26 protein-coding genes and 1 tRNA gene are annotated in these 24625 nt (G+C 65.4%); 21 read left to right on the top strand and 6 right to left on the bottom strand.

Features of this window, described 5'->3' with window-relative positions; genetic code table 11:
* Positions 1-75: 75 nt before the first annotated feature.
* Both AC0J5K_RS14770 and rsmD read left to right on the top strand, forming a co-directional pair.
* Positions 76-1284: an NAD(P)/FAD-dependent oxidoreductase gene (locus AC0J5K_RS14770; RefSeq protein ID WP_274566225.1), complete on the top strand. Its 1209-nt coding sequence runs from the start codon at positions 76-78 to the stop codon at positions 1282-1284.
* Positions 1281-1844: a 16S rRNA (guanine(966)-N(2))-methyltransferase RsmD gene (gene rsmD / locus AC0J5K_RS14765; protein WP_048533082.1), complete on the top strand. Its 564-nt coding sequence runs from the start codon at positions 1281-1283 to the stop codon at positions 1842-1844. The genes AC0J5K_RS14770 and rsmD overlap by 4 nt, the downstream gene beginning before the upstream one ends.
* A gap of 267 nt (positions 1845-2111) precedes the next feature.
* On the opposite strand, the gene rlmH is transcribed toward rsmD, so the two are convergent.
* From rlmH to AC0J5K_RS14745, 4 genes are all read right to left on the bottom strand, one after another.
* A complete protein-coding gene (rlmH, locus tag AC0J5K_RS14760) occupies positions 2112-2582 on the bottom strand; it encodes a 23S rRNA (pseudouridine(1915)-N(3))-methyltransferase RlmH (protein WP_274566226.1) in 471 nt (156 codons plus the stop codon).
* A 9-nt stretch (positions 2583-2591) separates the two neighbouring features.
* Positions 2592-3041 carry a ribosome silencing factor gene (gene rsfS / locus AC0J5K_RS14755; RefSeq protein WP_082154539.1) on the bottom strand — a complete coding sequence of 150 codons (450 nt, stop codon included), beginning with the start codon at positions 3039-3041 and terminating at the stop codon, positions 2592-2594.
* A 63-nt stretch (positions 3042-3104) separates the two neighbouring features.
* Positions 3105-4460, bottom strand: a complete 1356-nt coding sequence (locus AC0J5K_RS14750) for a mechanosensitive ion channel family protein (protein ID WP_274566227.1) — start codon at positions 4458-4460, stop codon at positions 3105-3107.
* A gap of 183 nt (positions 4461-4643) precedes the next feature.
* Entirely contained in the window at positions 4644-4805 is a 162-nt protein-coding gene (locus AC0J5K_RS14745) for a hypothetical protein (protein WP_158499046.1), read from the bottom strand.
* A 253-nt stretch (positions 4806-5058) separates the two neighbouring features.
* Here AC0J5K_RS14745 and leuC point away from each other — a divergent pair, with 253 nt between their 5' ends.
* Positions 5059-6462 (top strand): 3-isopropylmalate dehydratase large subunit, encoded by a 1404-nt coding sequence (gene leuC / locus AC0J5K_RS14740; protein ID WP_048533080.1) that lies wholly within the window; start codon positions 5059-5061, stop codon positions 6460-6462.
* Positions 6463-6547: 85 nt separating this feature from the next.
* Positions 6548-7153, top strand: coding sequence for a 3-isopropylmalate dehydratase small subunit (gene leuD / locus AC0J5K_RS14735; RefSeq protein ID WP_048533078.1), 606 nt, complete (start codon positions 6548-6550; stop codon positions 7151-7153).
* Positions 7154-7222: 69 nt separating this feature from the next.
* Here the strand turns inward: leuD and AC0J5K_RS14730 are convergent, their stop codons facing one another.
* Entirely contained in the window at positions 7223-7621 is a 399-nt protein-coding gene (locus AC0J5K_RS14730) for a CVNH domain-containing protein (protein WP_274566228.1), read from the bottom strand.
* A 508-nt stretch (positions 7622-8129) separates the two neighbouring features.
* Here AC0J5K_RS14730 and AC0J5K_RS14725 point away from each other — a divergent pair.
* From AC0J5K_RS14725 to AC0J5K_RS14660, 14 genes are all read left to right on the top strand, one after another.
* Positions 8130-8957: a hypothetical protein gene (locus AC0J5K_RS14725; protein ID WP_048533074.1), complete on the top strand. Its 828-nt coding sequence runs from the start codon at positions 8130-8132 to the stop codon at positions 8955-8957.
* Between the two features lie 68 nt (positions 8958-9025).
* Entirely contained in the window at positions 9026-10003 is a 978-nt protein-coding gene (locus AC0J5K_RS14720; RefSeq protein WP_274566229.1) for an endonuclease/exonuclease/phosphatase family protein, read from the top strand.
* A gap of 124 nt (positions 10004-10127) precedes the next feature.
* A complete protein-coding gene (leuB, locus tag AC0J5K_RS14715) occupies positions 10128-11234 on the top strand; it encodes a 3-isopropylmalate dehydrogenase (protein WP_074835824.1) in 1107 nt (368 codons plus the stop codon).
* 155 nt (positions 11235-11389) lie between these two features.
* On the top strand, positions 11390-12334 hold the full coding sequence (locus tag AC0J5K_RS14710; protein WP_048533071.1) for a DMT family transporter: 945 nt from the start codon (positions 11390-11392) through the stop codon (positions 12332-12334).
* Positions 12335-12381: 47 nt separating this feature from the next.
* Positions 12382-12458, top strand: a tRNA-Pro gene (locus AC0J5K_RS14705).
* Between the two features lie 181 nt (positions 12459-12639).
* A complete protein-coding gene (locus tag AC0J5K_RS14700; RefSeq protein WP_274566230.1) occupies positions 12640-13128 on the top strand; it encodes a hypothetical protein in 489 nt (162 codons plus the stop codon).
* Positions 13129-13205: 77 nt separating this feature from the next.
* Positions 13206-13757, top strand: coding sequence for a hypothetical protein (locus tag AC0J5K_RS14695; RefSeq protein WP_274591799.1), 552 nt, complete (start codon positions 13206-13208; stop codon positions 13755-13757).
* Between the two features lie 520 nt (positions 13758-14277).
* Positions 14278-15042, top strand: coding sequence for a FadR/GntR family transcriptional regulator (locus tag AC0J5K_RS14690; protein ID WP_274566232.1), 765 nt, complete (start codon positions 14278-14280; stop codon positions 15040-15042).
* Between the two features lie 18 nt (positions 15043-15060).
* Complete coding sequence (locus AC0J5K_RS14685; RefSeq protein ID WP_074840081.1) at positions 15061-16032, top strand: tripartite tricarboxylate transporter substrate binding protein; 972 nt, start codon at positions 15061-15063, stop codon at positions 16030-16032.
* Between the two features lie 10 nt (positions 16033-16042).
* Positions 16043-16525 (top strand): tripartite tricarboxylate transporter TctB family protein, encoded by a 483-nt coding sequence (locus AC0J5K_RS14680; protein ID WP_074840079.1) that lies wholly within the window; start codon positions 16043-16045, stop codon positions 16523-16525.
* Positions 16526-16534: 9 nt separating this feature from the next.
* Positions 16535-18034: a tripartite tricarboxylate transporter permease gene (locus AC0J5K_RS14675; RefSeq protein ID WP_048533065.1), complete on the top strand. Its 1500-nt coding sequence runs from the start codon at positions 16535-16537 to the stop codon at positions 18032-18034.
* 19 nt (positions 18035-18053) lie between these two features.
* On the top strand, positions 18054-18593 hold the full coding sequence (locus AC0J5K_RS14670) for a 2,4'-dihydroxyacetophenone dioxygenase family protein (protein WP_048533064.1): 540 nt from the start codon (positions 18054-18056) through the stop codon (positions 18591-18593).
* 62 nt (positions 18594-18655) lie between these two features.
* Positions 18656-19363 carry an SDR family NAD(P)-dependent oxidoreductase gene (locus AC0J5K_RS14665; protein WP_244526610.1) on the top strand — a complete coding sequence of 236 codons (708 nt, stop codon included), beginning with the start codon at positions 18656-18658 and terminating at the stop codon, positions 19361-19363.
* 18 nt (positions 19364-19381) lie between these two features.
* The gene (locus tag AC0J5K_RS14660; RefSeq protein WP_274566233.1) at positions 19382-20395 is read left to right on the top strand and encodes a zinc-dependent alcohol dehydrogenase; all 1014 of its coding nucleotides are present in this window, start codon (positions 19382-19384) and stop codon (positions 20393-20395) included.
* Between the two features lie 13 nt (positions 20396-20408).
* On the opposite strand, the gene AC0J5K_RS14655 is transcribed toward AC0J5K_RS14660, so the two are convergent.
* Positions 20409-21317, bottom strand: coding sequence for a LysR family transcriptional regulator (locus AC0J5K_RS14655; RefSeq protein ID WP_274566234.1), 909 nt, complete (start codon positions 21315-21317; stop codon positions 20409-20411).
* A gap of 165 nt (positions 21318-21482) precedes the next feature.
* Here AC0J5K_RS14655 and AC0J5K_RS14650 point away from each other — a divergent pair, with 165 nt between their 5' ends.
* The 3 genes from AC0J5K_RS14650 to egtD all read left to right on the top strand — a co-directional run bounded on the left by AC0J5K_RS14650 (position 21483) and on the right by egtD (position 24600).
* Positions 21483-22166 (top strand): type 1 glutamine amidotransferase domain-containing protein, encoded by a 684-nt coding sequence (locus AC0J5K_RS14650; RefSeq protein WP_274566235.1) that lies wholly within the window; start codon positions 21483-21485, stop codon positions 22164-22166.
* 221 nt (positions 22167-22387) lie between these two features.
* Positions 22388-23650, top strand: a complete 1263-nt coding sequence (gene egtB, locus AC0J5K_RS14645) for an ergothioneine biosynthesis protein EgtB (protein WP_074840071.1) — start codon at positions 22388-22390, stop codon at positions 23648-23650.
* Entirely contained in the window at positions 23650-24600 is a 951-nt protein-coding gene (gene egtD, locus AC0J5K_RS14640) for an L-histidine N(alpha)-methyltransferase (protein WP_074840069.1), read from the top strand. The genes egtB and egtD overlap by 1 nt, the downstream gene beginning before the upstream one ends.
* Positions 24601-24625 lie beyond the last annotated feature (25 nt).

Below are 24625 nucleotides of genomic sequence, written 5' to 3'. Positions count from 1 at the left end.
CGCCGTGACGCCCGATATAGGCTTTGCCGCGGCGAGGGCCAGCAAGATATTCGGATTTCAGCGAAAGGACAGCCCATGGCGCATTTCATCGTGGTCGGCGGCGGGCAGGCCGGGGCATCGCTTGTTGCCAAGCTGCGCAACAGCGGCTTTGACGGCCGGATCACCTTGATCGGCGCGGAACCGGTGCCGCCTTATGAACGGCCGCCGCTGTCCAAGGCCTATCTGCTGGGCGAAATGGCGCAGGAGCGGCTCTATCTGCGGCCGGCGCACTTCTATGACGATCTGGACATCACGCTGCGGCTGAACACCGAGGTGACGGAGCTCGACGTCGGCGCCAAGACGGTGTCGCTGGGCGCGGAGGGGCTGGCCTACGACAAGCTGGCGCTCTGCACCGGGTCGCACCCGCGCAGGTTGCCAGCGGCGATCGGCGGCGATCTGGGCAATGTCTTTACCGTGCGCACCCTGGCCGATGTCGACGCGATGGCGCCGCAGGTGCGCGAGGGGGCGCGGGCGCTGATCGTCGGCGGCGGCTACATCGGGCTCGAGGCGGCGGCGGTGGCGGCCAAGAAGGGCATGCAGGTAACCCTGGTCGAGATGGGCCAGCGCATCCTGCAACGGGTGGCGGCGAGGGAGACCTCGGACCATTTTCGGGCGCTGCACAAAAGCCACGGGGTTGATATCCGCGAAGGTGTCGGGCTCGAACGTCTGCTGGGCGACGGCGACGTCAGCGGCGCCAGGTTCACTGATGGCAGCGAGATCGCGGTCGACATGGCGGTTGTCGGGGTCGGCATCGTGCCGGCGACCGAGCTGGCCGAGGCGGCCGGGCTGGAGATCGACAACGGCATCAAGACCGACGCTCGTGGCAGGACCTCGGCGCCGGATGTCTATGCGGCCGGGGATTGCACCTCTTTTCCCTATCGGGGCACACGCATTCGTCTGGAAAGCGTGCCCAATGCCATCGATCAGGCCGAGGTTGTGGCGCAGAACATGATGGGCGGCGATGTGGACTATGTCGCCAAGCCGTGGTTCTGGTCGGATCAATACGATTGCAAGTTGCAGATTGCCGGGCTCAACACCGGCTATGACCATGTCGAGACCCGCCATGGCGACGATGGGCGCACCTCGTTCTGGTATTTCCACGGCGCGCAGTTGGTGGCGGTCGACGCGATGAACGACGCCCGCGGCTACATGGTGGCCAAGCGGCTGATCGAGGCCGGCAAGACCATCACCCGCGACGAGGTGCACACCCCCGACGGCGATATGAAGACGTTGTTGAAACGGTGAGGATCATTGCCGGAGAACATCGCGGCCGGGCGCTGACCCCGGTCGGCAAGGGCGATGCGGGCGCGCATCTGCGGCCCACCACCGACCGCGTGCGCGAGAGCCTGTTCGGGATGCTGGGTGGCGGCCGCTTCGGTGCGCCCTTCGATGGCACGCGGGTGCTCGATCTCTTTGCCGGCACCGGCGCGCTGGGGTTCGAGGCGCTGTCGCGCGGCGCCGCCGAGGTGGTGTTTGTCGATGACGGCCGCAAGGCGCAAAAGCTGATCCGCGCCAATATCGCGCTGCTGCGCGAGGCCGGGCGGGCGCGGCTGATCGCCCGCGATGCCACCCGGCTTCCGGCAAACGAGGGGGCGGGGTTCGATCTGGTCTTTCTCGATCCGCCATATGGCAAGGCGCTGGGCGCCAAGGCGCTGGCCGCGGCGCAAGCCGGCGGCTGGATCGCCGCCGATGCGCTGATCGTCTGGGAGGAAAGCACGGCACAGGTCGCGCCCGAGGGATTCGATCTGCTCGAGGCGCGCCGGTACGGCGATACCTTTATCAGCCTTCTGGAGCCAGTAAACTGACGGCTGTGGCATTGCGGTGACAGCGGATCTGTGGCATTGTGTCCCTGTCTTGCATGCGACCACCCTCACGGCGGCCCGACGGGCCGCAGCACGGCATGCCACGGCGCCGCCCGGCTGCGCACGGGCCGCAAGCAATTGCGGCTAAGCCGAAGCGGCGCCGTGGCTACGTGTGCGGGGCAGGGGCCGCGCAAAGCGTCTTTTCTGTCAACGCCGATCTGACTTCGCTTCGGATGAGACGTCGGCGTGAGGGGCGGGCAGGAGCGCGTTTCAGACCCGGTGATACGGCGCGCCGGCCAGGATCGAGGCGGCGCGATACAGCTGCTCGCTCAGCATCACCCGCACCAGCATATGCGGCCAGACCATCTTGCCGAAAGACAGCGCCATGTCGCATTCCGCGCGCAACCCGGGGTCGATGCCATCGGCGCCACCGATGATCAGCGCCAGATCGCCGCGGCCATCATCGCGGTGACGCGCCAGAACATCTGCAAAATCGGGAGAGCTCATCAGCTTGCCGCGCTCGTCCAGCGCCAGCTTGACCGCGCCATCGGGCAGCGCCTTGCGCAACAGGGCGGCCTCGGCGGGCATGCCGCCGCCCTTGCGGTCCTCGACCTCGTGAAAGGTCACGGGGCCCAGCCCGAGAGCCCGGCCCGTCCTGTCGAAGCGCGTGGCATAATCCTCGATCAATGTCTTCTCGGGGCCCGCCCTGAGGCGGCCCACCGCGCATATATGCACACGCATCCGGCTGGGTCAGTGGCCCGTGGGCCGCGACGCGGCTTCGCCTGTCGGCAGCCACATCTTCTCCAGCTGGTAGAACTCGCGCACCTCGGGGCGGAAAACGTGAACGATCACATCGCCGGTGTCGATCAACACCCAGTCACCGGTTTCCTTGCCCTCGGTCTTGGCGCTGCGGCCAAGATCGGCCTTGAGCATGTCGACAAGCTTTTCCGAAATCGCCGCGACCTGACGTGACGACCGGCCGGAGCAGATCACCATGTAGTCGCCCATGGCCGTTTTGCCGCGGAGGTCGATCTCCACGATGTCCTCGGCCTTGCTGTCGGAAAGAGATGTCAGGATTTGCGCAAGCAGCTCTTCGCTGGTGACTTCCGCATGTTGGCCCGTACGGGGCGCGCCTTGAACGGCAGAATTTGCCGCAACGGTAAGAGTCAGGACTCGGTCCTCCTTGGTTTCGCGCCGCATCGCCCGGCGCTTGGCGTACCCTCAATCTAGCAATCCGAGGGTCACAATTCAATGAAACTGGGCTCAGGGTTGCAATATGCCGCCGGACTCGGTTTCCTCCGCCCGGTCATTGAGCATCCGCACCTCGCGCTGCGGGAAGGGGATCGAGATGTCGTTTTCCTGGAAAGCGTCCCAAAGCGCAAGGTACACATCGCCGCGGATGTTGGTCAGCCCGCCGGTCGGATCGCTGATCCAGAAGCGCAGGATGTAATCAACCGAACTGTCGCCGAAGCCGACGATATGGCAAACTGGGGTCTTGGGATGTTCCAGCACCCGTTTGACGCCCGAGGCCGCCGCGATGGCCAGCTTGCGCACCTTGTGCGGGTCGTCGCCATAGGCGGTGCCGAAAAAGATATCCAGTCGCACGAAATCCGAGGAATGCGACCAGTTCACCACCTGGCCGGTAATCAGATCCTCGTTGGGGATCAGGTATTCGCGGCCATCGCGAGTGACGACGCTGACATACCGCGCGCCGAGCGCGTTGATCCAGCCAAAGGTCTCGCCCAGGCTGATCACGTCGCCCGGCTTGATCGACTTGTCGATCAGGATGATGATGCCCGACACCAGGTTCGACACCACCTTTTGCAGCCCGAAGCCGAGGCCGACGCCGATCGCCCCCGAGAGCACCGCCAGCCCGGTCAGGTCGACGCCGACCATGTTGAGCCCGATGAAGAAGGCCGCGCCGTAAAGCACCACCTGGAGGAATTTCACCGCCAGCACCTGCATCGACGGCGAGATATCCTCGTTGCGCCGGATCCGGGTGGCGGTGGTCTTGGCGATGAAGCGCGCCAGCGCAATTGTCACCGTCAGGATCACCAACGCCTGCACCAGCAGCCAGGCCGAAAGCCGCATGTCGCCGAGAGTGATCGCCAGGCCTTCGAGCAGGCGCTGGGTGTCCGCGGTCAGCCCGAGGATCGACAGGGTGACCCAGATCCAGGCGCCGTAGCGGACCGTGGTGCGCAACAGCGGATTGTCGATCAACCGGGTAGCAAAGACGACAAACAGCCAGGCGGCGGCAAGATTGGCAAAGATCGCAAGCAGGTAGGAGCGCGAGGGCCAGGTCACCTCGCGCATGATCAGCACGGCGATCCACATCAGGGCGACAAAGAAGATCATCCTGAGCCGGCGATGCACGATCACCAGCACCCGCATCCGCCAGCGCGGCCAGCCTTCGCGGCCGCGCATCCAGTCGTGCAGCCGCGGACGGGCGAGGCTTCCAACGCCCCAAGCCACCGCCAGAAGGGTCACCGCGATGAGCACCTGATAGCGGATCCAGGGGCGCAGCAGCATGTTGAAATAGAACTCGGCCCAGGCCTGCGCGTTGGTAAGAAGGCCCTCGAGCAGGGCGATTGCGTTGGCGGGGTCGGTCTGCGGGTCCATCTGGGCTCCTGGTGCGGGGAAGGTCAGCTTGCACCGTCAGGTTTCACCAGACAAGCCTTGTCGGGCGGGCGGTTAGGCGCCGCTCGCACCACAGGCGCAACGCGCCGGGGCCATGGCGGCCCGACCGGCGCTGCCGGGACAATACGTTTCGAGTGCTGCGATGGCGCGGCGCCGCAGGGGCGCCTAATGCGGCCCCTGGCCGGTCGCGTCGATCACCGCGCGGAGGGTGTTTTCCGAAAAGCCGGTCTGCGAGGGTGTCGCGCCGCCCTGGACAGATTGCACGGCAAGCCCCGCGGTCAGGACCGCGGCGCAGAGGCCCAGATAGATCACGCTCAGCTTGCTCATTGTTCAACCCCGCCCACGCCCCGGCCCCGGCTTTCAGGGGGATCACGTTTTCCGGGAAACCTTCGCTTAGGCTTGCGAGAATCTCGCCCAACCTGTAAGGGCCAGCTATGCAAATGCTGACGGATATTCAAGACCGCGCCCGCCTGAGCGAGCGGTTCTTCGGTGCGACCTTCGCGGTTCTCGCACGGCTATAAGCGGCCTTTTGCCAATCCGCCCCTGAAATGATGATTAATTGAACGGGAGAGGACCAGCCATGTCCCCCAAAACGCTCTATGACAAGATCTGGGATGCGCATGTCGCGCATGAGGCCGAAGACGGCACCAGCCTGCTGTATATCGACCGCCATCTGGTGCACGAAGTGACCAGCCCGCAGGCCTTTGAAGGCCTGCGCATGGCGGGCCGCAAGGTGCGCGCGCCGGAAAAGACCATCGCCGTGCCGGATCACAACGTCCCCACCACCCCCGACCGGGTGAACGGCATCGACAACCCCGAAAGCCGCATCCAGGTCGAGGCGCTCGACAAGAACGCCAAGGAGTTTGGCGTGCATTACTACCCGGTCAGCGACGTCCGCCAGGGCATCGTGCACATCGTCGGGCCGGAACAGGGCTGGACCCTGCCGGGCATGACCGTGGTCTGCGGTGACAGCCACACGGCGACCCACGGCGCCTTTGGCGCCCTGGCGCATGGCATCGGCACCTCCGAGGTCGAACACGTGCTGGCCACCCAGACGCTGATCCAGAAGAAATCCAAGAACATGAAGGTCGAGATCACCGGCAAGCTGCGCCCCGGTGTCACCGCCAAGGACATCACCCTGTCGGTGATCGGCGAAACCGGCACCGCCGGCGGCACCGGCTATGTTATCGAATATTGTGGCGAGGCGATCCGCGACCTGTCGATGGAAGGCCGGATGACGGTCTGCAACATGGCGATCGAAGGCGGCGCCCGCGCCGGCCTGATCGCGCCGGACGAGACCACCTTCACCTATATCAAGGGCCGGCCGCACGCCCCGAAAGGCGCGCAATGGGAAGCGGCGCTGACCTGGTGGAAGACGCTCTTTTCCGACGATGACGCCCATTGGGACAAGGTGATCACGATCAAGGGCGAAGACATCGCCCCGGTGGTGACCTGGGGCACCTCGCCCGAGGACGTGCTGCCGATCACCGCCAAGGTGCCGGCGCCCGAGGATTTCAAGGGCGGCAAGGTCGATGCGGCGAAACGCTCGCTGGATTACATGGGCCTCAAGCCGGGCCAGCCGCTGACCGAGATCGAGATCGACACGGTCTTCATCGGCTCCTGCACCAACGGCCGGATCGAGGACCTGCGCGCCGCGGCCGAGATCCTCAAGGGCAAGAAGATCAAGGACGGCATGCGGGCCATGGTCGTTCCCGGGTCGGGCCTCGTGCGGGCCCAGGCCGAGGAAGAGGGCCTGGCGGATATCTTCAAGGAAGCCGGGTTCGAATGGCGCATGGCCGGCTGTTCGATGTGCCTGGCGATGAACCCCGACCAGCTGTCCGAGGGCGAGCGCTGCGCCTCGACCTCGAACCGCAACTTCGAGGGCCGTCAGGGCTACAAGGGCCGCACCCACCTCGTTTCCCCCGCGATGGCGGCGGCGGCGGCAGTGACCGGCCACCTGACCGATGTGCGCGAGATGATGTAACGGCACAGGTGCGCGGAAACCGCACACCCTACGCCCCACCCGTAGGGTGCGCATGTACTGCGCACCGTCCGACAAGGAAGAACCGATGGAAAAATTCACCAAACTCACCGGCACCGCGGCGCCCATGCCGCTGGTCAATATCGACACCGACATGATCATCCCCAAGGTGTTCCTGAAATCGATCCAGCGCACCGGCTTCGGCAAGAACCTGTTCGACGAGATGCGCTACAACCGCGACGGCTCGGAAATCCCGGATTTCGTGTTGAACAAGCCGCAGTACCGCAACGCCGAGATCCTCGTCGCCGGCGACAACTTCGGCTGCGGTTCGTCGCGGGAACACGCGCCCTGGGCGCTGAAGGATTTCGGCATCAAATGCGTGATCTCCACCTCCTTCGCCGACATCTTCTACAACAACTGCTTCAAGAACGGCATCCTGCCGATCGTCCTGCCGCAGGAAGATGTCGACAAGCTGATGGATGACGCCGAGCGCGGCGCCAATGCCAAGCTGACCATCGACCTGGAAAACCAGACCATCCAGGGCCCCGATGGCGGCACCATCACGTTCGAGGTCGATGCCTTCAAGAAACATTGCCTCATGGAAGGCCTCGACGACATCGGGCTGACCATGGCCAAGGAAGCCTCGATCGACAGTTTCGAGGCCAAGGCGGCGCAGGAGCGTCCTTGGGTCTGAGGCCCACGGCCTGCACGACGGTCACGGAAACGGCGCGGTCCTCCGCGCCGTTTTTTGTTGCGGCCTCGTTCAGTTCGACAGGGTGCCGTCGGAATTGCCGATGCCGGGCACATTGATCGAGGTCTCTTCGAATGTGCCGGCCTCGGTGCGGCAGTTGGCGGTCAGGGTCACGCCGTCGATATTGGTCTCGAGCAAGATGTTGCCGCAGCTCTTCTGAAAGCTGGCGACGTCTCCCGACATCTCGAGCCTGCCGTTGTTGTTGGCGATCGCCGGCATGGCGATGCTGGTCTGGTTGGGCGAGCCGTCGGCGCGCAGGCAGGTGGCATGGATCTCGGCCCCGCCGTCAGCGCCGTATTGAAACGAGGTGTTGGAGCAGGTGTTCGGAAAGGTGCTGGCGTCGGAATGGCCGGCGGCCAGAACCGCACCCGGAACGAGGCTCAGCAGGGCGGTTGCGACAAGCGTTCTCATGGAGGTCTCCCCTTGATCTATCCGGCCGCTTCAGGCGCGACCCGAGCGGAGCGTACCCGAGGCAACCTATCACCCAAAGGTAGAATCGCGCGAATCAGGCTCTCTCAGAGCAGGAAAGGTGGTGCCCCGTGACCGGGGTCACAGGCGGATGCGATTGTGAGGGGGCGCCGCAATCGCGCTCGAAAGACGATTGCAGCGATACTTTCGAATAGGGCGGCAATTCGAAGGAATATGGTGGGGCTTGTATCCCTATACCTATGCGCCGCTACATCTGGTGTGCGCTGTTTTCATTGACGTTTTCCTGCCCTATTATTGATGCAATCGGGCACCACCTATCCCACGAAATTGCCCGAATAGTTTCAATACTGTGAACAGACGGTTGAGAGACCGGCCGAAAGGGGGCAACAATTGGGCAAGAATGAGGCAGGCCGCAGAACCCAAGCGGCATCAAACTGGAACAAGGGCACGGCATCGTACCGTGTCCAACCGGATTGAAGGGAACGGGGCAGTGATTTCACGCATATTCGGTGCGGCGGTACGGGCGTTGCTGGTGTCAAGCCTGGTGGTTCTGCCAGCTTTGATGCTGGGCCCGAACGGTTCCGATGGCGCACAGATATCGGTGCTGGTCGCGCTCCTCGCGGCGGTCTTTGTCTTTGCCGAATATTCCTCGTCCTACCCCAGCTTTGTCGAGTTCCGGCACGCGCCGCCGTTCAACCGCATGCGCTTTGTCATGCTGATGCTGATGGTGATCTGCCTGACCTGGCTGACCCGTCATGCCGGGCATCCCGGCGTGCTGACCGGCATCGTCTCGCGCGGGGCTTCGGCAATGGGCGAACTGCTCGATCTGCCGTATTCGCCGGTGCGCATCTTCATCTACGGCCTGCCCACGGATTCCAGCCTCGAGCTGATCGAGCGGGCCCGCGACGGCGCGGCGATGGTCTATGCCATGTCGCTTACCGCTCTTGGCACGTTCGCGCTTCTGGTGCATGTCTATGACTGGCCGTCGCGCAACGGGGCGTTCAACGTCTGGGTCAACCTGCCGCTTTTCGATCCGACCACCGGCGGCGACGTGCTGCCCCGGCTGCGCCGCGACGGCTGGCTCAACATCGCGGCAGGGGTTGTCCTGCCCTTCGTGATCCCGGCCGGTATCCGGCTGGCCTCCGGGGTGTTCGATGCCTTCACGCTGTTTGACTCGCAGAGCTTTGTATGGACGATGGTTGCATGGGCCTTCATTCCCGCCAGCATGATCATGCGCGGCATCGCCATGGGCCGGGTGGCCGACCTGATCGAGGAAAAGCGCCGCCGCGCCTATGCGCGCGCCCAGCACGCTGGCTGATCCTTCTTTTCTGTTGCCTGGTCGGGCCGCCGCTTGGCGCCGAGCCGCTGCGCCTTGCCACTTGGCATGTGGAACTGAGCCGCAAGGGGCCCGGCCTGCTGCTGCGCGATATCCGCAAGGGTGAGGATCCGCAGGTCGCGGCGGTGGTGCGGCTGCTGGCCGAGGTGCGGCCCGATATCCTGCTGCTCACCGACATCGACCATGACCTGACGCTGCTGAGCCTGCACGCGCTGCGCGACCGGATCGCCACGGCGGGACCCGATTATCCGCATCTTTTCGCACCGGCACAGAATGCCGGGCGCGACATCGGGGTGGATCTCGATGCTGACGGGCGCCGGCAAGAGCCCGAGGATGCGCTGGGCTTCGGCTTTTTCACCGGCGACAACGGCATGGCGCTGCTGTCACGCTATCCGCTGGCGGCGGGCGCGCGGGATTTCTCGGCGCGGCTCTGGCGCGACCTGCCGGGCAATCTGATGGCGGGGGCGGAGCTCCCGGCGGCGGCGCAGGACGTGCTGCCGCTGTCAAGCGTGGCGCATTGGGCGGTGCCGCTGACCCTGTCGGGCGGCCAGCTGACCGTGCTGGCCTTTTCCGCCTCGCCCCCGGTGTTCGACGGGCCCGAGGACCGCAACGGCCGGCGCAACCACGACGAGGTGATCTTCTGGCGGCACTATCTCGACGGCGCTTTCGGGGCGGTGCCGCAAAACCTGGTGCTGATGGGCAATGCCAACCTCGACCCCGAGGATGGCGAGGGCCGCCATGCGGCGATCCGCACGCTGCTGGCCGACCCGCGCCTGCAAGACCCGGCTCCGCGGGATCCGGCCGCCGCGGAAGAGGCCACTCCCGGCCAGCGCGGCGATCCGGCGCGCGACACCGCCAATTGGACCGAGCCGGTGCCGGGCAACCTGCGGGTCGATTACGTCCTGCCCGCGGCCGATCTGAAGGTGCTGGGCAGCGGCACCCGCTGGCCGGCGCCCGACAGCCTGGCGGCACGGGCCTCGCGGCATGCGCTGGTCTGGGTTGATATCGACTGGCCGCCGGGCCGGTGACCCCGCCCCGGACCGCGCTCCGGGGCGCGCGAGACGAGAGGCGCGCGGGCCTCGTCATTCTTGACCCTCCGGCAGGCATTGGATAGGCGATGCGGGAACGTTTTTGTGACAAAGGAACCGCCTCATGAGCACGCCTTCCCTTCTGATCCTGCCGGGTGACGGCATCGGCCCCGAGGTCATGCAGCAGGTCCGCCGGATCATCGACTGGTACGGCGACAAGCGCGGGCTCAAGTTCGAGGTCAGCGAAGATCTCGTCGGCGGCTGCGCCTACGACAAACACGGCACGCCGCTGCATGACGACACCATGGCCAAGGCGCAGGAGGTCGATGCCGTCCTGCTGGGCGCCGTGGGCGGGCCGCAATACGACACCCTCGACTTCTCGCTCAAGCCCGAGCGAGGCCTTCTGCGCCTGCGCAAGGAAATGGACCTCTATGCCAACCTGCGCCCGGCACAATGTTTCGACGCGCTGGCGGATTTCTCGTCGCTGAAAACTGACGTGGTTTCGGGCCTCGACATCATGATCGTGCGCGAGCTGACCTCGGGCGTCTATTTCGGCGAGCCGCGCGGCGTGATCAAGGAAGGCAACGAGCGCGTCGGCATCAACACCCAGCGTTACACCGAGAGCGAGATCGCGCGCGTCGCCCGGTCGGCCTTCGAACTGGCCCGCAAGCGTGGCAACAAGCTCTGCTCGATGGAAAAGGCCAATGTGATGGAAAGCGGCGTGCTCTGGCGCGACGTGGTCACCGAGGTGCATCAGGCGGAATACCCCGATGTCGAGCTGTCGCATATGTATGCCGACGCCGGCGCCATGCAGCTCACCCGCTGGCCCAAGCAGTTCGACGTGATCGTGACCGACAATCTCTTTGGCGACCTGCTGTCGGACCTCGCGGCGATGCTGACCGGTTCGCTCGGCATGCTGCCCTCGGCCTCGCTCGGCGCGCCGATGGAGAACGGCCGGCCGAAGGCGCTCTACGAGCCGGTGCATGGTTCGGCGCCCGACATCGCGGGGCAGGGCAAGGCCAATCCGATCGCCTGTATCCTGAGCTTTGCCATGGCGCTGCGCTACAGCTTCGACCAGGGCGCCGAGGCCGACCGGCTGGAAAAGGCTGTCGAAAAGGTGCTGGCCGACGGCGTGCGCACCGCCGACCTGTTGCAGGCCGAAGGCGCCAAGCCGGCCTCGACCTCCGAGGCCGGCGACGCCGTTCTCGCGGCGCTCGACGCCTCGCTCTGAGCCAGACCGCGTGATCGCCCCCGCGCGGGGCGATCACGCCACGGCTTGCGGCCCCGGTCCGGGCCGCGCCGCCCCGGGGCTTGATCCCCGGCGTCAAATCGCCGTAACACGGGCATGACGCAAATTGGCCGCGGCCAGAACTTCTGCGAGACCCCATGAACATCAAAGGCCTGCTCTTTGCCCTTTTGGGCTTTGCCATGTTTTCGGTGCATGATGTCGTGGTGAAATACCTCGGCAGCAGCTATTCGCCGGTCCAGATCATCTTTTTTGCCGGGCTGTTCAGCTTTCCGTTGCTGACCTTTGTGCTGATGAGCGATCCGACCCGCGAGAACCTGCGCCCGGTGCATCCCTGGTGGGTCTCGGTGCGGGTCTTTGGCGCGCTGGGGGCGGGCCTTCTGGCGTTTTATGCCTTTTCCGTGCTGCCCCTGGCCCAGACCTACACGCTGCTCTTTGCCGCGCCGATCCTGATCACCGTGCTGGCGATCCCGATGCTGGGCGAAAGTGTCGGCCCGCACCGTTGGGCGGCGGTGCTGATCGGGCTGCTGGGGGTGATCGTGGTGCTGCGGCCCGGCGCGCAGGAGCTGACGCTGGGCCATGCTGCGGCGCTGGGTTCTGCCTTCTGCAACGCGCTGTCCTCGGTGGTGGTGCGCAAGATCGGCAAGGAAGAGCGCACCGTTGTGCTGCTGCTTTATCCGCTGGCGGGCAATTTCATCCTAATGGGCCTGGCACTGCCCTTTGTCTATGTGCCGATGCCGATGCTGGATCTCGGCGGTCTCGGCATCATGGCCTTGCTGGGCTTTACCGCCAGCATGTGTGTCATCGCCGCCTATCGCTTCGGCGAGGCGGCCATCGTGGCGCCGATGCAATATTCGCAAATCATCTGGGCCACCTTCTTCGGCTTTCTGCTCTTCGGTGAAAGCCTGGATCGGCCGACGATTTCCGGCGCCGGGCTGATCATCCTTTCCGGCCTCTACATCGTCTATCGCGAGAGCCGCGGCGGCAAATCCAGCAACACGCCGGTGCTGCGCAACCGCAGTCGCGGCTACAGCCCCGGCAGCCTTCGCACGTCGGCGATCCTGAAGCGCTGGAAAAGCGACTGAAACCTCTTGCATTGCCGCAAGCGCCGATGTAATCCGCCGGTCACGGTCGGAGTGTAGCTCAGCCTGGTAGAGCACTGTCTTCGGGAGGCAGGGGCCGGAGGTTCGAATCCTCTCACTCCGACCAATGAAACAAGGCGCCCTTGCGGCGCCTTTTTTGCGCTTCGTGGTGCAGGTGAGCGAGACTTGGGCCCAAGGTGCACTCTCCGCTTCGAGCCCGAGGCAGACCTGCCTCGGCGACCAAATCGTTACATTTGTTGCGCACACAAGGTTTGCTGTTTAGCTTGCAGGCTGCAGGAGTGAGGGAATTGTTCAGACGAATTGTCATCTCATTAGCCGCAACGCTATTCGTCACGTTCACCGGGCCAGGCGGTGCGAACGCCGAGGGCGTCCTTGATGGCCGTTCCTTTTCAGGCATGATCGGGCCGATTGAAAATCCCGACATGGAAGACAGCTTGTTTTTCAACGACGGCCAATTCTGGTCCGATATCTGTACGCGTTGCGGTTTCGTTCCGGGACCCTACCACACGGAAGAGACCGCCGAGGGCGTTCGCTTCACCGGTATGCTTGAAAGCGAAAGCCGTGGCCGTTTCGACTACGATGGGCTGGTAAAGGGCGACGGGTCAATCCGCGTTTCGATCACCTGGGAGCGTCGTCGATGGTACTGGACGTCCCGACGCGAGATCGTCTTCATCGGAGAATCTGCGTCAGCGTTCGAGACGGCTTCGCCTGCGGACATCCTTCAGGATATGCAGTTGATGGACCCGGACGGCAATCCGTTGTGCGCGCGGTTTTGAAAGGTTTTTGGGCAAGGCGAAGAGCAATTGCATTTTACGGCCTGCTCTTGCTGGGGGGGTGGTATCTGGGCGACCTGTTGAAGGACCTGACCGTTCCAGACATGCGCCCGATGAATGAGCCATTGATCCATCGGATTGTGATGACGGCATTCGTGGCATTCATCGTTCTCGCTGCTATCCCCTTTGTTCCGGGCGCGGAAATCGGATTCGCAATGCTCTTGTTGTTTGGTGGGCAAGTTGCACCGCTTGTTTACCTTGGGATGGTCAGCGCGCTGGTTCTGTCATTCGCTGTCGCGCGGTTGATACCCGCAACGATCCTCGCAGGTCTGCTGAACTGGCTTAGACTGACCAGGGCCGCGGACTTCGTCGCCGAATATGACGCCGCCGCCCCGGTTGACCGAATGGACGCGCTTTCCGGGATCATTCCGTCGAACCTCGGTCGAAGACTGATTGACAACAGGCACCTGCTGCTCGCCATAGCGCTCAACACACCGGGAAACTCGCTCCTCGGCGGCGGAGGTGGACTGGCGTTCATCGCGGGTGCCTCGCGGCTATATTCCTTTTGGCCTTTTCTGGCGGTGGTCATCTGTGCCGTTGCCCCGGTGCCATTGTTCTTCTACGTGGCCTGAAACTTCTGTCCGGCATGGTCCGATTGCGAACCTTTCGGCCAAATCGCACTCAACGGCAGCTTTGTCCGCTTAGCTGACATCGAACAGAGGCTCCCGAGGATTTTTAGGGCGCCTCTGCTGGACATGCCTTCGCATTCATAAAGGCCTTCTTCGGAGGCTGTGCCGCGAATCGCGAAGGGCTGGCCCTTGCGGCGTCGTTTGTTTTTTCGGGCCCCGGTTTCCGCCGCAGCTTGCGCAGGCGATGGCCTCTGCCTCGGCTGCCCTGCCGTTGGTCAGGCCCTTTTCCTGATCGAACTCCCTGATTTGCTGAGCGGCGCTCTGCGGTGCGTCACGGGCATGGCGTTTGTTGGCCTGGGCCGGGGTGCCGGGCCTGGGCGCCGCCGTCGCCGCGCATTTCGATAAATGGTGTGATAAATGAAAACCAATAATCGTACCATTGACTGCGCTGGAGATTCGTCATACCAATCACCAAGATGCATGGCGGCCCCTTTGCCGGGGCGAGTTGAAGAGGGAGGTGAAAATGGAAAAACCGAACATCACCGCTCAAAGCGCCATGCGTGCGGCCGGAGGCCGGCCGGCCAAGGTCTCGGAGGTGCTGGAGCTTCTCGGCCGGCGCGTCGTGACCGGCGACTACGCCGTCGGCGAAACGCTTCCGGTCGAGAAAGAGCTGATCGAAGAGCTGTCGGTCAGCCGAACCACGTTGCGCGAGGCAATCAAGACGCTGACGGCGCTGGGTCTGCTCGAGGTGCGCACGCGCCACGGCACACGGGTCCGGCCACGGCAGGACTGGAGCCTGCTCAGCCGCGACGTGCTGCGCTGGATGCAGCCGGTGGAGGGGGTCAACGTCGAGCTGTCCTCGGCCATCGACGAGGCGCGCGAGGTGTTCGAGCCGGCAGCCTGCGCGCTGGCCGCTGTCCGCGCCGACCGGCGCGAGATCACCCGCATCCGGCTGGCCTATGAAGCGATGGAGCGGGCCGCCGAAAACGACGACGTGGAAGCGGCCATTCAGGCAGACAAGGATTTCCACCTCGGGATCCTGGCTGCCACCGGCAACCCGATCCTCGAGGCATTCGACACTGCCATCGATGCGGTACTGGGGCTGTTGTTCAAGGCCGCGATCGAACGGCACATGGAAAGTTTTCGCAAGAACCTGGCCAATCACCTGCGGGTTCTCGAAGCGATCGAACAACGCAGGCCGGAGGAGGCGCGACAGGCGATGCTCGACATGATCGGCTTTACGCGCCGAAACCTGGAGAATTACCAGATCATAAAACCAATCAGCTGAAATCAGGAGGAATTTTACATGCTGAAGAACACCCTGTTGGCGATGGCCGCAGCGGTGGCCACCACGACGATGGCCGCTGCACAATATCCCGAGAAACCCATCACCCTGATCGTGCCGTGGAATGCCGGCGGCGGCACCGACGCGATTGCGCGCACCCTGGCCAACGGTCTCGAGGCCGAGCTGGGCGTGCCGGTCTCGGTGGTCAACCGTTCGGGCGGCGCCGGCGTCGTCGGCCACAACGCGATGGTTACCGCGCCGACCGACGGCTACACCATCGGCTTTGCCACCGCCGAGATGCTGACCTATTACTGGACCGGCAATGCCGAGTTCCAGGCCGAGGATTTCACGCCGATCGCGCTGATCAACTTCGACCCGGCGGCCTTTCACATCGCCGCCGGCAGCGACTGGCAGAACGTCGAGGAGGCGGTGGCCGCGATCAAGGCCGATCCGCAGGGCACCTACAAGATGTCTGGCACCGCCGTGGGCGCGGCCTATCACCTGGCCTTCGCCGGCTTCCTGCAACAGCAGGGCATCGATCCGCTGAAGGTCACCATGGTGCCGTCACAGGGCGCCGCGCCCGGGTTCCAGGAACTGGCTGCCGGGGGCGTGCAGATCATCCCGTCCTCGCTGCCCGAAGGCAAGACGATGATGGATGCGGGCCTGTCGCGCGCCATCGCGGTCTTCTCGGAAGAGCGCAATGCCTCCTTCCCCGAGGTGCCGACCGCCTCCGAACAGACCGGCGAGCCGTTTGCCGGCGGCACATGGCGCGGGGTTGTCGGCCCGGCGGGCATGGATGCCGAGGCGGCAGCGCGGCTGGAAGAGGCGACCCAGGCGGTGTTTGACAGCGAGGCGTTTCAGGGCTTCATGTCCAAACAGGGCTTTGGCGCCGACTACCGCGGGTCCGAGGCCTTCGAGACCTTCCTGGCCGAAACCCAGCAAAGCGTTGGCGCGGTCATGAAGTCCATCGGCCTGTCGCAGCGCGAAAACTGAGGCCGGACAGATGCGGCTCCCCGATATCTGGACAGGATTGGGCTTCGCGTGTCTGGGCGGGTTCGTGGTGCTGCGCGCCACGACCTTCCCGGAACCGGCCGGAGCCGCATCCCCACGACTGTTCCCTTACATGATCGGCAGCGCCTTTGTGCTGCTGGGACTGGCCGTCGTGGCGCGCAGCCTGCGCGCCCGCCGGCATGACGACGGCCGCCTGTTCCGGCCCGTGGCCGAAGACTGGATGCGGTCGCCAAGGCGGATGGTCCGGGTTCTTCTGATCCCGCTGACCATCGTCGCCTTCGGCCTGCTCTCGCCGGCCTTCGGCACGCTTCTGGTGGCGACGCCGCTGATCTTTCTCAACGCGCTGGCCTGGCAGGAAAAACCGGTGCCGGCGCTGGTGTCGGCGGTGGTCATCTGCGTGGTGGTCACCGTGTTCTTTACGCGGGTGATGCGCGTTCCGCTTCCCACCGGGCCGTTTTTCGGCCCCTGGTTCTGAGGTTTCGCCATGGATGTGTTCCTGTCATCGCTTCAGATGGTCTTCACCTATCAGGTCATCGGCGTGATCCTTCTGGGCGCGGCCTTCGGCCTCTTTGTCGGCGCCACTCCGGGGCTGAGCGCGACGATGGCCGTCGCGCTGCTGGTTCCGGTCACCTTCTTCCTGTCGCCGGTCGCGGCCATCGGCGCCATCGTCGCCTGTTCGGCCATGTCGATCTTTGCCGGCGACATTCCGGGGGCTTTGTTGCGCATCCCCGGCACCCCGGCCTCGGCCGCCTACATGCGCGAGCTGGATGCGCTGACGCAGAAAGGGCGGCTTGACCTGTCGCTCGGGCTTTCGATGTGTGTCTCGGTCATGGGGGGGCTGGTCGGCACCGCGGTGCTGGTGATCGCCGCGCCGCAACTGGCGCGGGTGGCGCTCCGCTTCTCGAGCTACGAATATTTCTGGCTGGCGCTGCTCGGTCTGTCCTGTGCGACGATGGTGGCCGGCAAGGACAGGCTGAAGGGCACGCTGTCGCTGCTGCTCGGGCTGGCGCTGACGATGGTCGGGCTCGACGTGACCACCGGCCTGCCGCGGTACACCTTCGGGGTGATCGATCTTCAGGCCGGCGTCTCGCTGATCGCCGTCATGATCGGCGCCTTCGCGGTCGCGGAGATCCTGCGCTCGGCCGCGGCACCGCTGACGCAGCCCAGAAAGCCCGCCGCCGCCGGGTTCTCGATCCTCAAGGGACAGTTCGGCAACCTCTGGCGCTTCAAGCTGCCGGTGCTGCGCGGCAGCCTGATGGGCACGGTGATCGGTGCCTTGCCCGGGGCAGGGGCCGATATTGCCGCCTGGATCGCCTTTGCGGTCAGCCAGCGGTTTTCCAAGGTCAAGGCCAACTACGGCAAGGGCGAGCCCGAAGCCATCGCCGGCTCCGCCTCGGCCAACAACGCCGCGCTCTCGGGCAGCTATGTGCCGGCGCTGGTCTTTGGCATCCCCGGCGATTCGATCACCGCCATCGTCGTCGGCGTGCTGGTGCTCAAGGGCATCCAGCCGGGGCCGATGGTCTTTGTCACCTCGCCCGATCTGGTCAATGCGATCTACATCGTCTTTGTCCTGGCAAACCTGCTGATCATTCCGCTGGGGCTGGCGGCGGTCATGGGCGGGCGGCACGTGCTGGGGCTGCGGCCCGGCCTGCTCTATCCGGCGATCCTTCTGATGTGCGTATTGGGCACCTTCGCCACCAACAACGCGCTTTTCGACCTCTGGACGCTGGCCGCCATCGGCGTGCTGGTCTGGATCATGGAGGCCAACGATTATCCGGCCGCGCCGCTCGTTCTGGGCCTGGTGCTGGGCAAGATCGTCGAAGAGAGCTTCATGTCCAGCATGATCAAGGCAGACGGCAACCTGCTGACCTTCTTCGAACGCCCCATTGCCGGAACGCTGGGCGTGATCACCATCCTCGTCTGGATCCTGCCGCCCCTTGTCGCCATGTGGCGGCGGAGACGGCGCACCCCCGAGCTCACGTAATTCGACAAAGGAGACCCCCATGCCCGTCGAACCCGATAAAGTGGAAGCGCAGGACGATGCGCGTACCCCCTATCAACTGCCTTTTCCCAAGGATGCCGCGGAAGAGATCGTCGTTCCCGAGGCGATCGCCAGTGATGAACGCGTCTGGGTGCCGCAGACCGAAACGGTGTCCTTCCGGCCGCTCTGCCTCAATGCCTCGCAGGGCTACTGGATGAACCTGCTGCGGGTGCGCCAATCCGGCGTGCTGTCGCGTCACCGCCATCCGCAGCCGGTGCATGGCTTTGTCCTCAAAGGCCGCTGGCACTATCTGGAGCATGACTGGGAGGCCCGCGAAGGCGGCTATGTCTACGAGCCGCCGGGCGAGACCCATACGCTTGTGGTGCCCGAAGATGTGACCGAGATGATCACCTTCTTCCAGGTCAACGGCGTGATGCTTTATGTCGATCCCTACGGCAAGACCATGGGGTTCGAAGACGTCTTCACCAAGATCGAGATGTGCCGAAACCATTATGAAGAGGTGGGGCTGGGGGCGGATTACGTCGACCAGTTCATCCGCTGATGTCGGGGGCGGCAGACACCGGCGCCTGGGCGGCGCCTTTCCTTTCGGGCCGGCAAGTCCTGGTGACCGGAGGCTCCTCGGGCATCGGCCGCAGCATTGCGCAGGCCTTCGCCCAGGCCGGCGCCGAGGTGGTGGCGACCGGTGTGGCCGAAGCCGACGTCACGGCGGCTCGCGACTGGGCCGAGGCGGAGGGGCTGGGCGCCAGTCTCTCTTTCCGCCAGCTTGACGTGCGCGACGATGCGGCAGTGGCCCGAGAGGTCGGCGGCATTGCGGATCTCTTCGCATTGGTCTGTTGCGCCGGGGTGATCCGGCGGGGCGCCGAATTGGAGCCGGAGGTTTTCGCCCAGGTGGTCGACGTCAACCTCAACGGCGCGATGCGCTGTGCCCATGCGGCGAAACCGGCGCTGGCGCGCACCGGCGGCTCCGTGGTGATGACCGCCTCGATGCTGTCGTTCTTTGGCGGCGGGCTGGTGCCGGGCTATTCCGCGTCCAAGGGCGGTGTGGCGCAGCTCACTAAGTCGCTGGCCATCGCCTGGGCGGCAGAGGGCATCCGCGTCAACGCCATCGCGCCGGGCTGGATCAGGACACCGCTGACAGCCGGCTTGCAGGAAGACGCGGCGCGCGCCGAGGCGATCCTGTCGCGGACCCCGATGGGCCGCTGGGGCGAGCCGGGTGATCTGGCCGGTCCCTCGCTGTTCCTGACCACGCCGCTGGCCGGTTTCATGACCGGCACGATCCTCCCCGTGGACGGCGGCTATGCGGTCGCCTGACGTCAGAAGGCAAACCCCGTGAAAGCTCTTGTCTACACCGGCCCGAAATCGGTCGAGATCCGGGACACCGCCCGGCCCGGGCCGAAGCCGGGCGAAGTGCTGCTCAAGATGCAGCTCTGTGGCGTCTGCGGCACCGATATCGGCATCCATTCCGGCACCCATCCACGCGCCGCCGCGCCGCTGATCCTCGGGCATGAGTTCGTCGGCGAGGTTGTCGAAGCTGGCGCCCGCTTTGCCAGGGGGCAACGGGTCGTGGCCTATCCGCTGCTGTCCTGCGGCGTCTGCCACCCCTGCCGCACCGGCAGCCCGCATGTCTGCACCGGCCTGCGCCTGATCGGCATCGATCAGGCGGGCGGACTGGCGGAATACCTGTCGGTGCCCGAGGATATGCTCTTTGCGGTGCCCGAGGATATGGACAATCGCATCGCCGCGCTGGTCGAGCCTCTGGCGGTGGCGCTGCGGGCGGTCGAGCAATCGCGCCTGGGGCTTGCCGACCGGGTGGCGGTGCTGGGCGCCGGGCCCATCGGGCTGCTGACGGCGCTTGCGGCGCGCCAGGCCGGCGCGGCCGAGGTGCTCGTCTCCGATATCGATCCGGCGCGGCTGGCGCTGGCCGGGGCGCTCGGCTTTCGGCCCGTCGATCTGCGCCAGGACGACCTGTCCGAGCAGGTTCAGACGGCGACCGATGGCGACGGCGTCGATGTGGTCTTTGAATGCGCCGGGGTCGGCCCCGCCGCGCGCGACATGACCCGGATTGCCCGGCCGGGCGGCACGATCTGTTTGACGTCGCTGCACAAGGCGCCCTGTCCGGTGGCGCTGCTCGACATTGCCTTCAAGGAGCTGCGCCTGATCGGCTCGCGGGTCTATACCCGCGAACAATTCCGCCGCAGCATTACTCTGGCACAGGCGATGGCCGAGGATCTGGAGCGGGTGATCACCCGGACGCTGCCGCTGAGCGGGTCTGCCCATGTCTTTGACCTGATCGCCGCGCCGGAGGAGGCGGATGTGAAGATTCTGATCGATTGCACCGCCTAACGCGCTTCGGGGCTCAGCGGCCCGTGGTGAAGCCGGCAACAAGCTCGGCGATCAATGCGCGCAGCCAGGCATGGCCGGGATCGCGACGCAGCCGGGGATGCCAGGCGATCTGGCTGGGGAATGCACCAAGTTCCACCGGCACGGCGACATCGCGCAGCCCGTAGGGGGCGGCGGTCATCGCGGCGACCCGCGTGGGCACGGTGGCGATGCCGCCCAGCCGGGCGACAGCCGGCGGTGCCGAGAGAAAGTGCGACACCACCACCGCCGTGTTGCGGCGCAGCCCGGTGCCCTCCAGCCGCTTGTGCAGCCCGGTGCGCCACTTGCCGGGTGGCGCCACCACCACATGCGGCAACCGTTCATAGAGCGCCCGGTCGAGTGTCGCCCCCGGCGGCAAGGCCCGGGGCGCGACGAGGCAGCGGAAGCCGTCTTCGAACAGATCCGAGACCACGAGATCCTCTGGCGGCGCATGAAACCTTCCGATCGCCAGGTCGAAGGCCCGCCCGGCCAGGCTGCGCGGATCGAGATCGGGGCCGAGCGGGGCGATCTCCAGCGCTGCTCGCGGTGCCTTTTCGGCAAAGGCCGCCGCCAGATCCGGCACCAGCACGATCTCGGCGTAGGGTCCCAGCAACAGCCGAAACCGCCGTTTGGTACGGGCGGGATCAAACGGTTCGGCGGCGCGAAAGGCCTGTTCCAGCTGCGCCAGCCCGGCGGCGATCTCGGGGGCGAGTGCCCGCGCCTTTTCGGTCGGCTCGACGCCGTAGCGGGCGCGCAGGAACAACTCGTCCCCCAACGCCTCGCGCAGCCGCGACAGCGCCGCGCTGACCGTGCTTTGCGATTGGCCGAGCCGTTCGGCGGCGGCGGTGACATTGCGCTCTTCCATGACGGCATGAAAGACGCGGAGAAGCGAAAGATCCGGGGTCATATGTCCAGGATATCGATTTCTGACCTTGCCTGCATCAATTTCTCAAACGACTGAGGCGCCCCTATCTGCTGTCCAAGAGGCGCTTAGCCGCCCCGAGTGACTGGCCGGAGCAAGGCGCTCTTTGGTTCGGCCCCGACAAAACCAACGACCACTGGAGACAGCAACATGGCACGTATTCTGATCCTCTCGACCGCATCTGACGCCCTGGGCGAGACCGGCAAGCCGACCGGCGTTTGGTACGAAGAACTGGCGACGCCTTATTACGCCTTCACCGACGCCGGGCACGAGGTGACGCTGGTCACTCTCGGCGGCAAGCCGGTGCCGATCGATCCGAACTCGGATGTCGCCGGCGACGAGGCCCCGGCCTCGGTCTCGCGCTTCAGGGACGATGCGGCGGCAACCGAGTTGCTTGCCGCGCCGGGGCGGCTCGAAGCGGAGGATATCGCGGAATATGACGCGCTCTACATTCCCGGTGGTCATGGCGCGATGTACGATCTGGCCGAAAGCGATCTGGTGGCCGAGGTCATCGGCAAGGCCTGGGATCAGGGCAAGATCGTCGCTTCGGTCTGCCACGGCCCGGCGGCCTTTTCCAAGGCGGTCGACGCCGAGGGCACGCCCATCGTCAAGGGCCGCAAGGTCTCGGCCTTTACCGACAGCGAAGAGCGCGGCGTGGGGCTGGCCGAGGCGATGCCCTTCCTGCTCGAAACCCACCTGCGCGAGCTGGGGGCGGATTTTGACGGTGTCGCCGACTGGCAGCCGCATTCGGTGGTCGACGGCCGGCTGGTGACCGGCCAGAACCCCGCCTCTTCCGACGGCGCTGCCGAAAAGGTGCTGGCACTGCTGGGCTGAGGTCGGAATCCCTGCAAACCGAGACCGTCGCGCCAGGCGCGGCGGTTGCGGGCGTTGCGCAACCCAGGGGTTATGGGGTGAGCCTGCCGTGCAGCTCAGGCGGATTTTTGCGCCAATCTTCACACCCTTGTCAAATCTCGGAATGCAGACTTGATCTGATCGGTCTGCCTCTATGTCTTTGCGGACGACCGTTTGGCCTGTTTCGACCCAAGGACGATTTCATGACCCCAGCACTTGCGCCGCTGACGCCGAATGAGGCGATCGCGCTTTTCACCCGGACCCGCGCGCGCAGCGATGCGCTGGCGGCGCCGCTCAGCCCCGAAGACACCATGCTGCAAAGCATGGAGGATGCCTCGCCCGTCAAATGGCACCTGGCCCATACCACCTGGTTTTTCGAGGAATTCATTCTCAAGCCACGGGTGCCCGACTACCGCTCGCCCGACGACCGTTTCGCCTTTCTGTTCAATTCCTATTACACTCAGGCCGGCCCGCGTCACGCACGCGACAAGCGCGGGCTGGTCTCGCGCCCCGGCGGCCAGGCAGTGCGCGATTACCGCGCCCATGTGGAAGACAGCCTTGCCACCCTGCTGATGCAGCGCCGCGAGGACGGCGACGAGATCGCCGGCCTGGTCGAGCTTGGCTGTCACCACGAAATGCAGCATCAGGAACTGCTGGTGACCGATCTGCTGCACGGGCTGAGCTTCAATCCGCTGCTGCCGGTCTACAAGGAACCCGAGCCGCTCGAAGTGACCGCCGGCACCGAACTGCGGTTTGACAGCCACGAAGGTGGTCTGGTCGAGATCGGCCATGATGGCGCGGGATTTGCCTATGATTGCGAAGGGCCGCGGCACAAAACCTTTCTCAGCCCCTACGAGATCGCCAATCGGCCGGTCACCAATCGCGACTGGATCGGCTTTATCGAGGATGGCGGCTATGGCGACGCCCGGCACTGGCTGATGGAAGGCCTGGCCGTGGCGCAACGCGAAGACTGGCAGCATCCGCTCTATTGGTGGCAGCAGGACGGCACCTGGTGGACCTTCACCCTGCGCGGCCCGCAGCCGGTGGCGCTGGAGGCGCCGGTAGTGCATGTGAGCTATTACGAGGCCGATGCCTTTGCCCGCTGGGCCGGCGCGCGGCTGCCCACCGAGGCCGAGCACGAGCTGGCCTTTCGCGACCGGCCCATCGCAGGCAACCTGATGGGCGATGGCGACGATATCGGCATGTTGCGGCCGATGCCCGGCGCAGGTGTCTGGGGCGATGTCTGGGAATGGACAGCCTCGGATTTCGCGCCCTATCCCGGATTTCGCCCGCCCGAGGGCGCGCTTGGCGAATACAACGGCAAGTTCATGGTCAATCAGCGGGTGCTGCGCGGCGGCTCCTGCGCCACACCGCGCGAACAGATGCGGGCGACCTACCGGACGTTTTTCTACCCGCATCAACGCTGGCAGATGATGGGGCTGCGGCTGGCGCGGGACGTGGCCTGATGGACGGTTCGCTTCAGGCCCGCTCCGCCACTGCTGCCGCCCTGCGCGACGATGCCCTGCGCGGGTTGCGACAGCCCCAAAAGGTGCTGAGCCCCAAGTGGCTTTATGATCAGCGTGGCAGCGCACTCTTCGAGCAGATCACCGCCCTGCCGGAATATTACCTGACCCGGACCGAGGCGGCGATCCTGAAGGACAACGCCGCGCGGCTGGCCGGGCTGGTGCCCGAGGGCGGCGCGCTGGTCGAATTCGGCTCCGGCGCCTCGGTCAAGACCCGTCGGCTGCTCGATGCCGGCGGTCATTTCGCGGCCTATGTGCCGATCGACATTTCCGCGGTGTTCCTGGCCGAAACCGCGCAGGATCTGCGGCGCCGCTACACCGAGATCGAGATTGCGCCGGTGGTGGCCGATTTCACCGCCGCGGTCGCCCTGCCGGAGCATCTGGAGGCCACGCCCAAAGTGGGCTTCTTTCCCGGCTCGACCATCGGCAACCTGCCGCCGGAAACCGCCACGGCGCTGATGGCCCATGCCCGTGCCTGGCCGGGGGTCGAAGGCTTCATCCTCGGGGTCGATCTGGTCAAGGACAGCGAGACGCTGGTGGCGGCCTATGACGACAGCCAGGGGGTGACGGCGGATTTCATCGCCAACATCCTGCACCGGCTCAATCGCGAGTTGGGCGCCGATTTCGACCTGTCGCACTTCGCCTATCGAGCCCGCTGGAACGCCGCGGCGGCGCGGATCGACATGGAGCTGGTCTCGCGCCGTGCCCAGAACGTGGCGCTGGGCGGGGCGACCATCGGTTTCGACGCCGGCGAGGCCATTCACGTCAGCGCCTCGCGCAAATACACCGAGGCCTCGCTGGCGCGGCTGGTGCAGCCCGCCGGCTGGCGTGTCGAAACGCTGCTGACCGATGCGGCGCGGCGTTTTGCCGTGGCGGTTCTCGCCCCCGTGTGACCCCGGGTGCGGCAGGGCGCCAGAG

The sequence above is a fragment of the Marinovum sp. E3 genome (assembly GCF_055755275.1).
Note: the sequence above shows the minus strand (reverse complement) of the source record. Positions and strands in the feature narration are given on the sequence as shown.

Excerpts from the sequence above, each read along its gene's own strand:
- AC0J5K_RS14655 (WP_274566234.1), bottom strand. The coding sequence starts at position 21,317 with ATGACCCCGGATCTTTCGCTTCTCCGCGTCTTTCATGCCGTCATGGAA.
- leuD (WP_048533078.1), top strand. The coding sequence starts at position 6,548 with ATGGAAAAATTCACCAAACTCACCGGCACCGCGGCGCCCATGCCGCTG.
- AC0J5K_RS14680 (WP_074840079.1), top strand. The coding sequence starts at position 16,043 with ATGCGGCTCCCCGATATCTGGACAGGATTGGGCTTCGCGTGTCTGGGC.
- leuC (WP_048533080.1), top strand. The coding sequence starts at position 5,059 with ATGTCCCCCAAAACGCTCTATGACAAGATCTGGGATGCGCATGTCGCG.
- AC0J5K_RS14710 (WP_048533071.1), top strand. The coding sequence starts at position 11,390 with ATGAACATCAAAGGCCTGCTCTTTGCCCTTTTGGGCTTTGCCATGTTT.
- egtB (WP_074840071.1), top strand. The coding sequence starts at position 22,388 with ATGACCCCAGCACTTGCGCCGCTGACGCCGAATGAGGCGATCGCGCTT.
- AC0J5K_RS14685 (WP_074840081.1), top strand. The coding sequence starts at position 15,061 with ATGCTGAAGAACACCCTGTTGGCGATGGCCGCAGCGGTGGCCACCACG.
- rlmH (WP_274566226.1), bottom strand. The coding sequence starts at position 2,582 with ATGCGTGTGCATATATGCGCGGTGGGCCGCCTCAGGGCGGGCCCCGAG.
- AC0J5K_RS14650 (WP_274566235.1), top strand. The coding sequence starts at position 21,483 with ATGGCACGTATTCTGATCCTCTCGACCGCATCTGACGCCCTGGGCGAG.
- AC0J5K_RS14675 (WP_048533065.1), top strand. The coding sequence starts at position 16,535 with ATGGATGTGTTCCTGTCATCGCTTCAGATGGTCTTCACCTATCAGGTC.
- leuB (WP_074835824.1), top strand. The coding sequence starts at position 10,128 with ATGAGCACGCCTTCCCTTCTGATCCTGCCGGGTGACGGCATCGGCCCC.
- AC0J5K_RS14750 (WP_274566227.1), bottom strand. The coding sequence starts at position 4,460 with ATGGACCCGCAGACCGACCCCGCCAACGCAATCGCCCTGCTCGAGGGC.
- AC0J5K_RS14670 (WP_048533064.1), top strand. The coding sequence starts at position 18,054 with ATGCCCGTCGAACCCGATAAAGTGGAAGCGCAGGACGATGCGCGTACC.
- AC0J5K_RS14730 (WP_274566228.1), bottom strand. The coding sequence starts at position 7,621 with ATGAGAACGCTTGTCGCAACCGCCCTGCTGAGCCTCGTTCCGGGTGCG.
- AC0J5K_RS14690 (WP_274566232.1), top strand. The coding sequence starts at position 14,278 with ATGGAAAAACCGAACATCACCGCTCAAAGCGCCATGCGTGCGGCCGGA.
- AC0J5K_RS14745 (WP_158499046.1), bottom strand. The coding sequence starts at position 4,805 with ATGAGCAAGCTGAGCGTGATCTATCTGGGCCTCTGCGCCGCGGTCCTG.
- rsfS (WP_082154539.1), bottom strand. The coding sequence starts at position 3,041 with ATGCGGCGCGAAACCAAGGAGGACCGAGTCCTGACTCTTACCGTTGCG.
- AC0J5K_RS14770 (WP_274566225.1), top strand. The coding sequence starts at position 76 with ATGGCGCATTTCATCGTGGTCGGCGGCGGGCAGGCCGGGGCATCGCTT.
- egtD (WP_074840069.1), top strand. The coding sequence starts at position 23,650 with ATGGACGGTTCGCTTCAGGCCCGCTCCGCCACTGCTGCCGCCCTGCGC.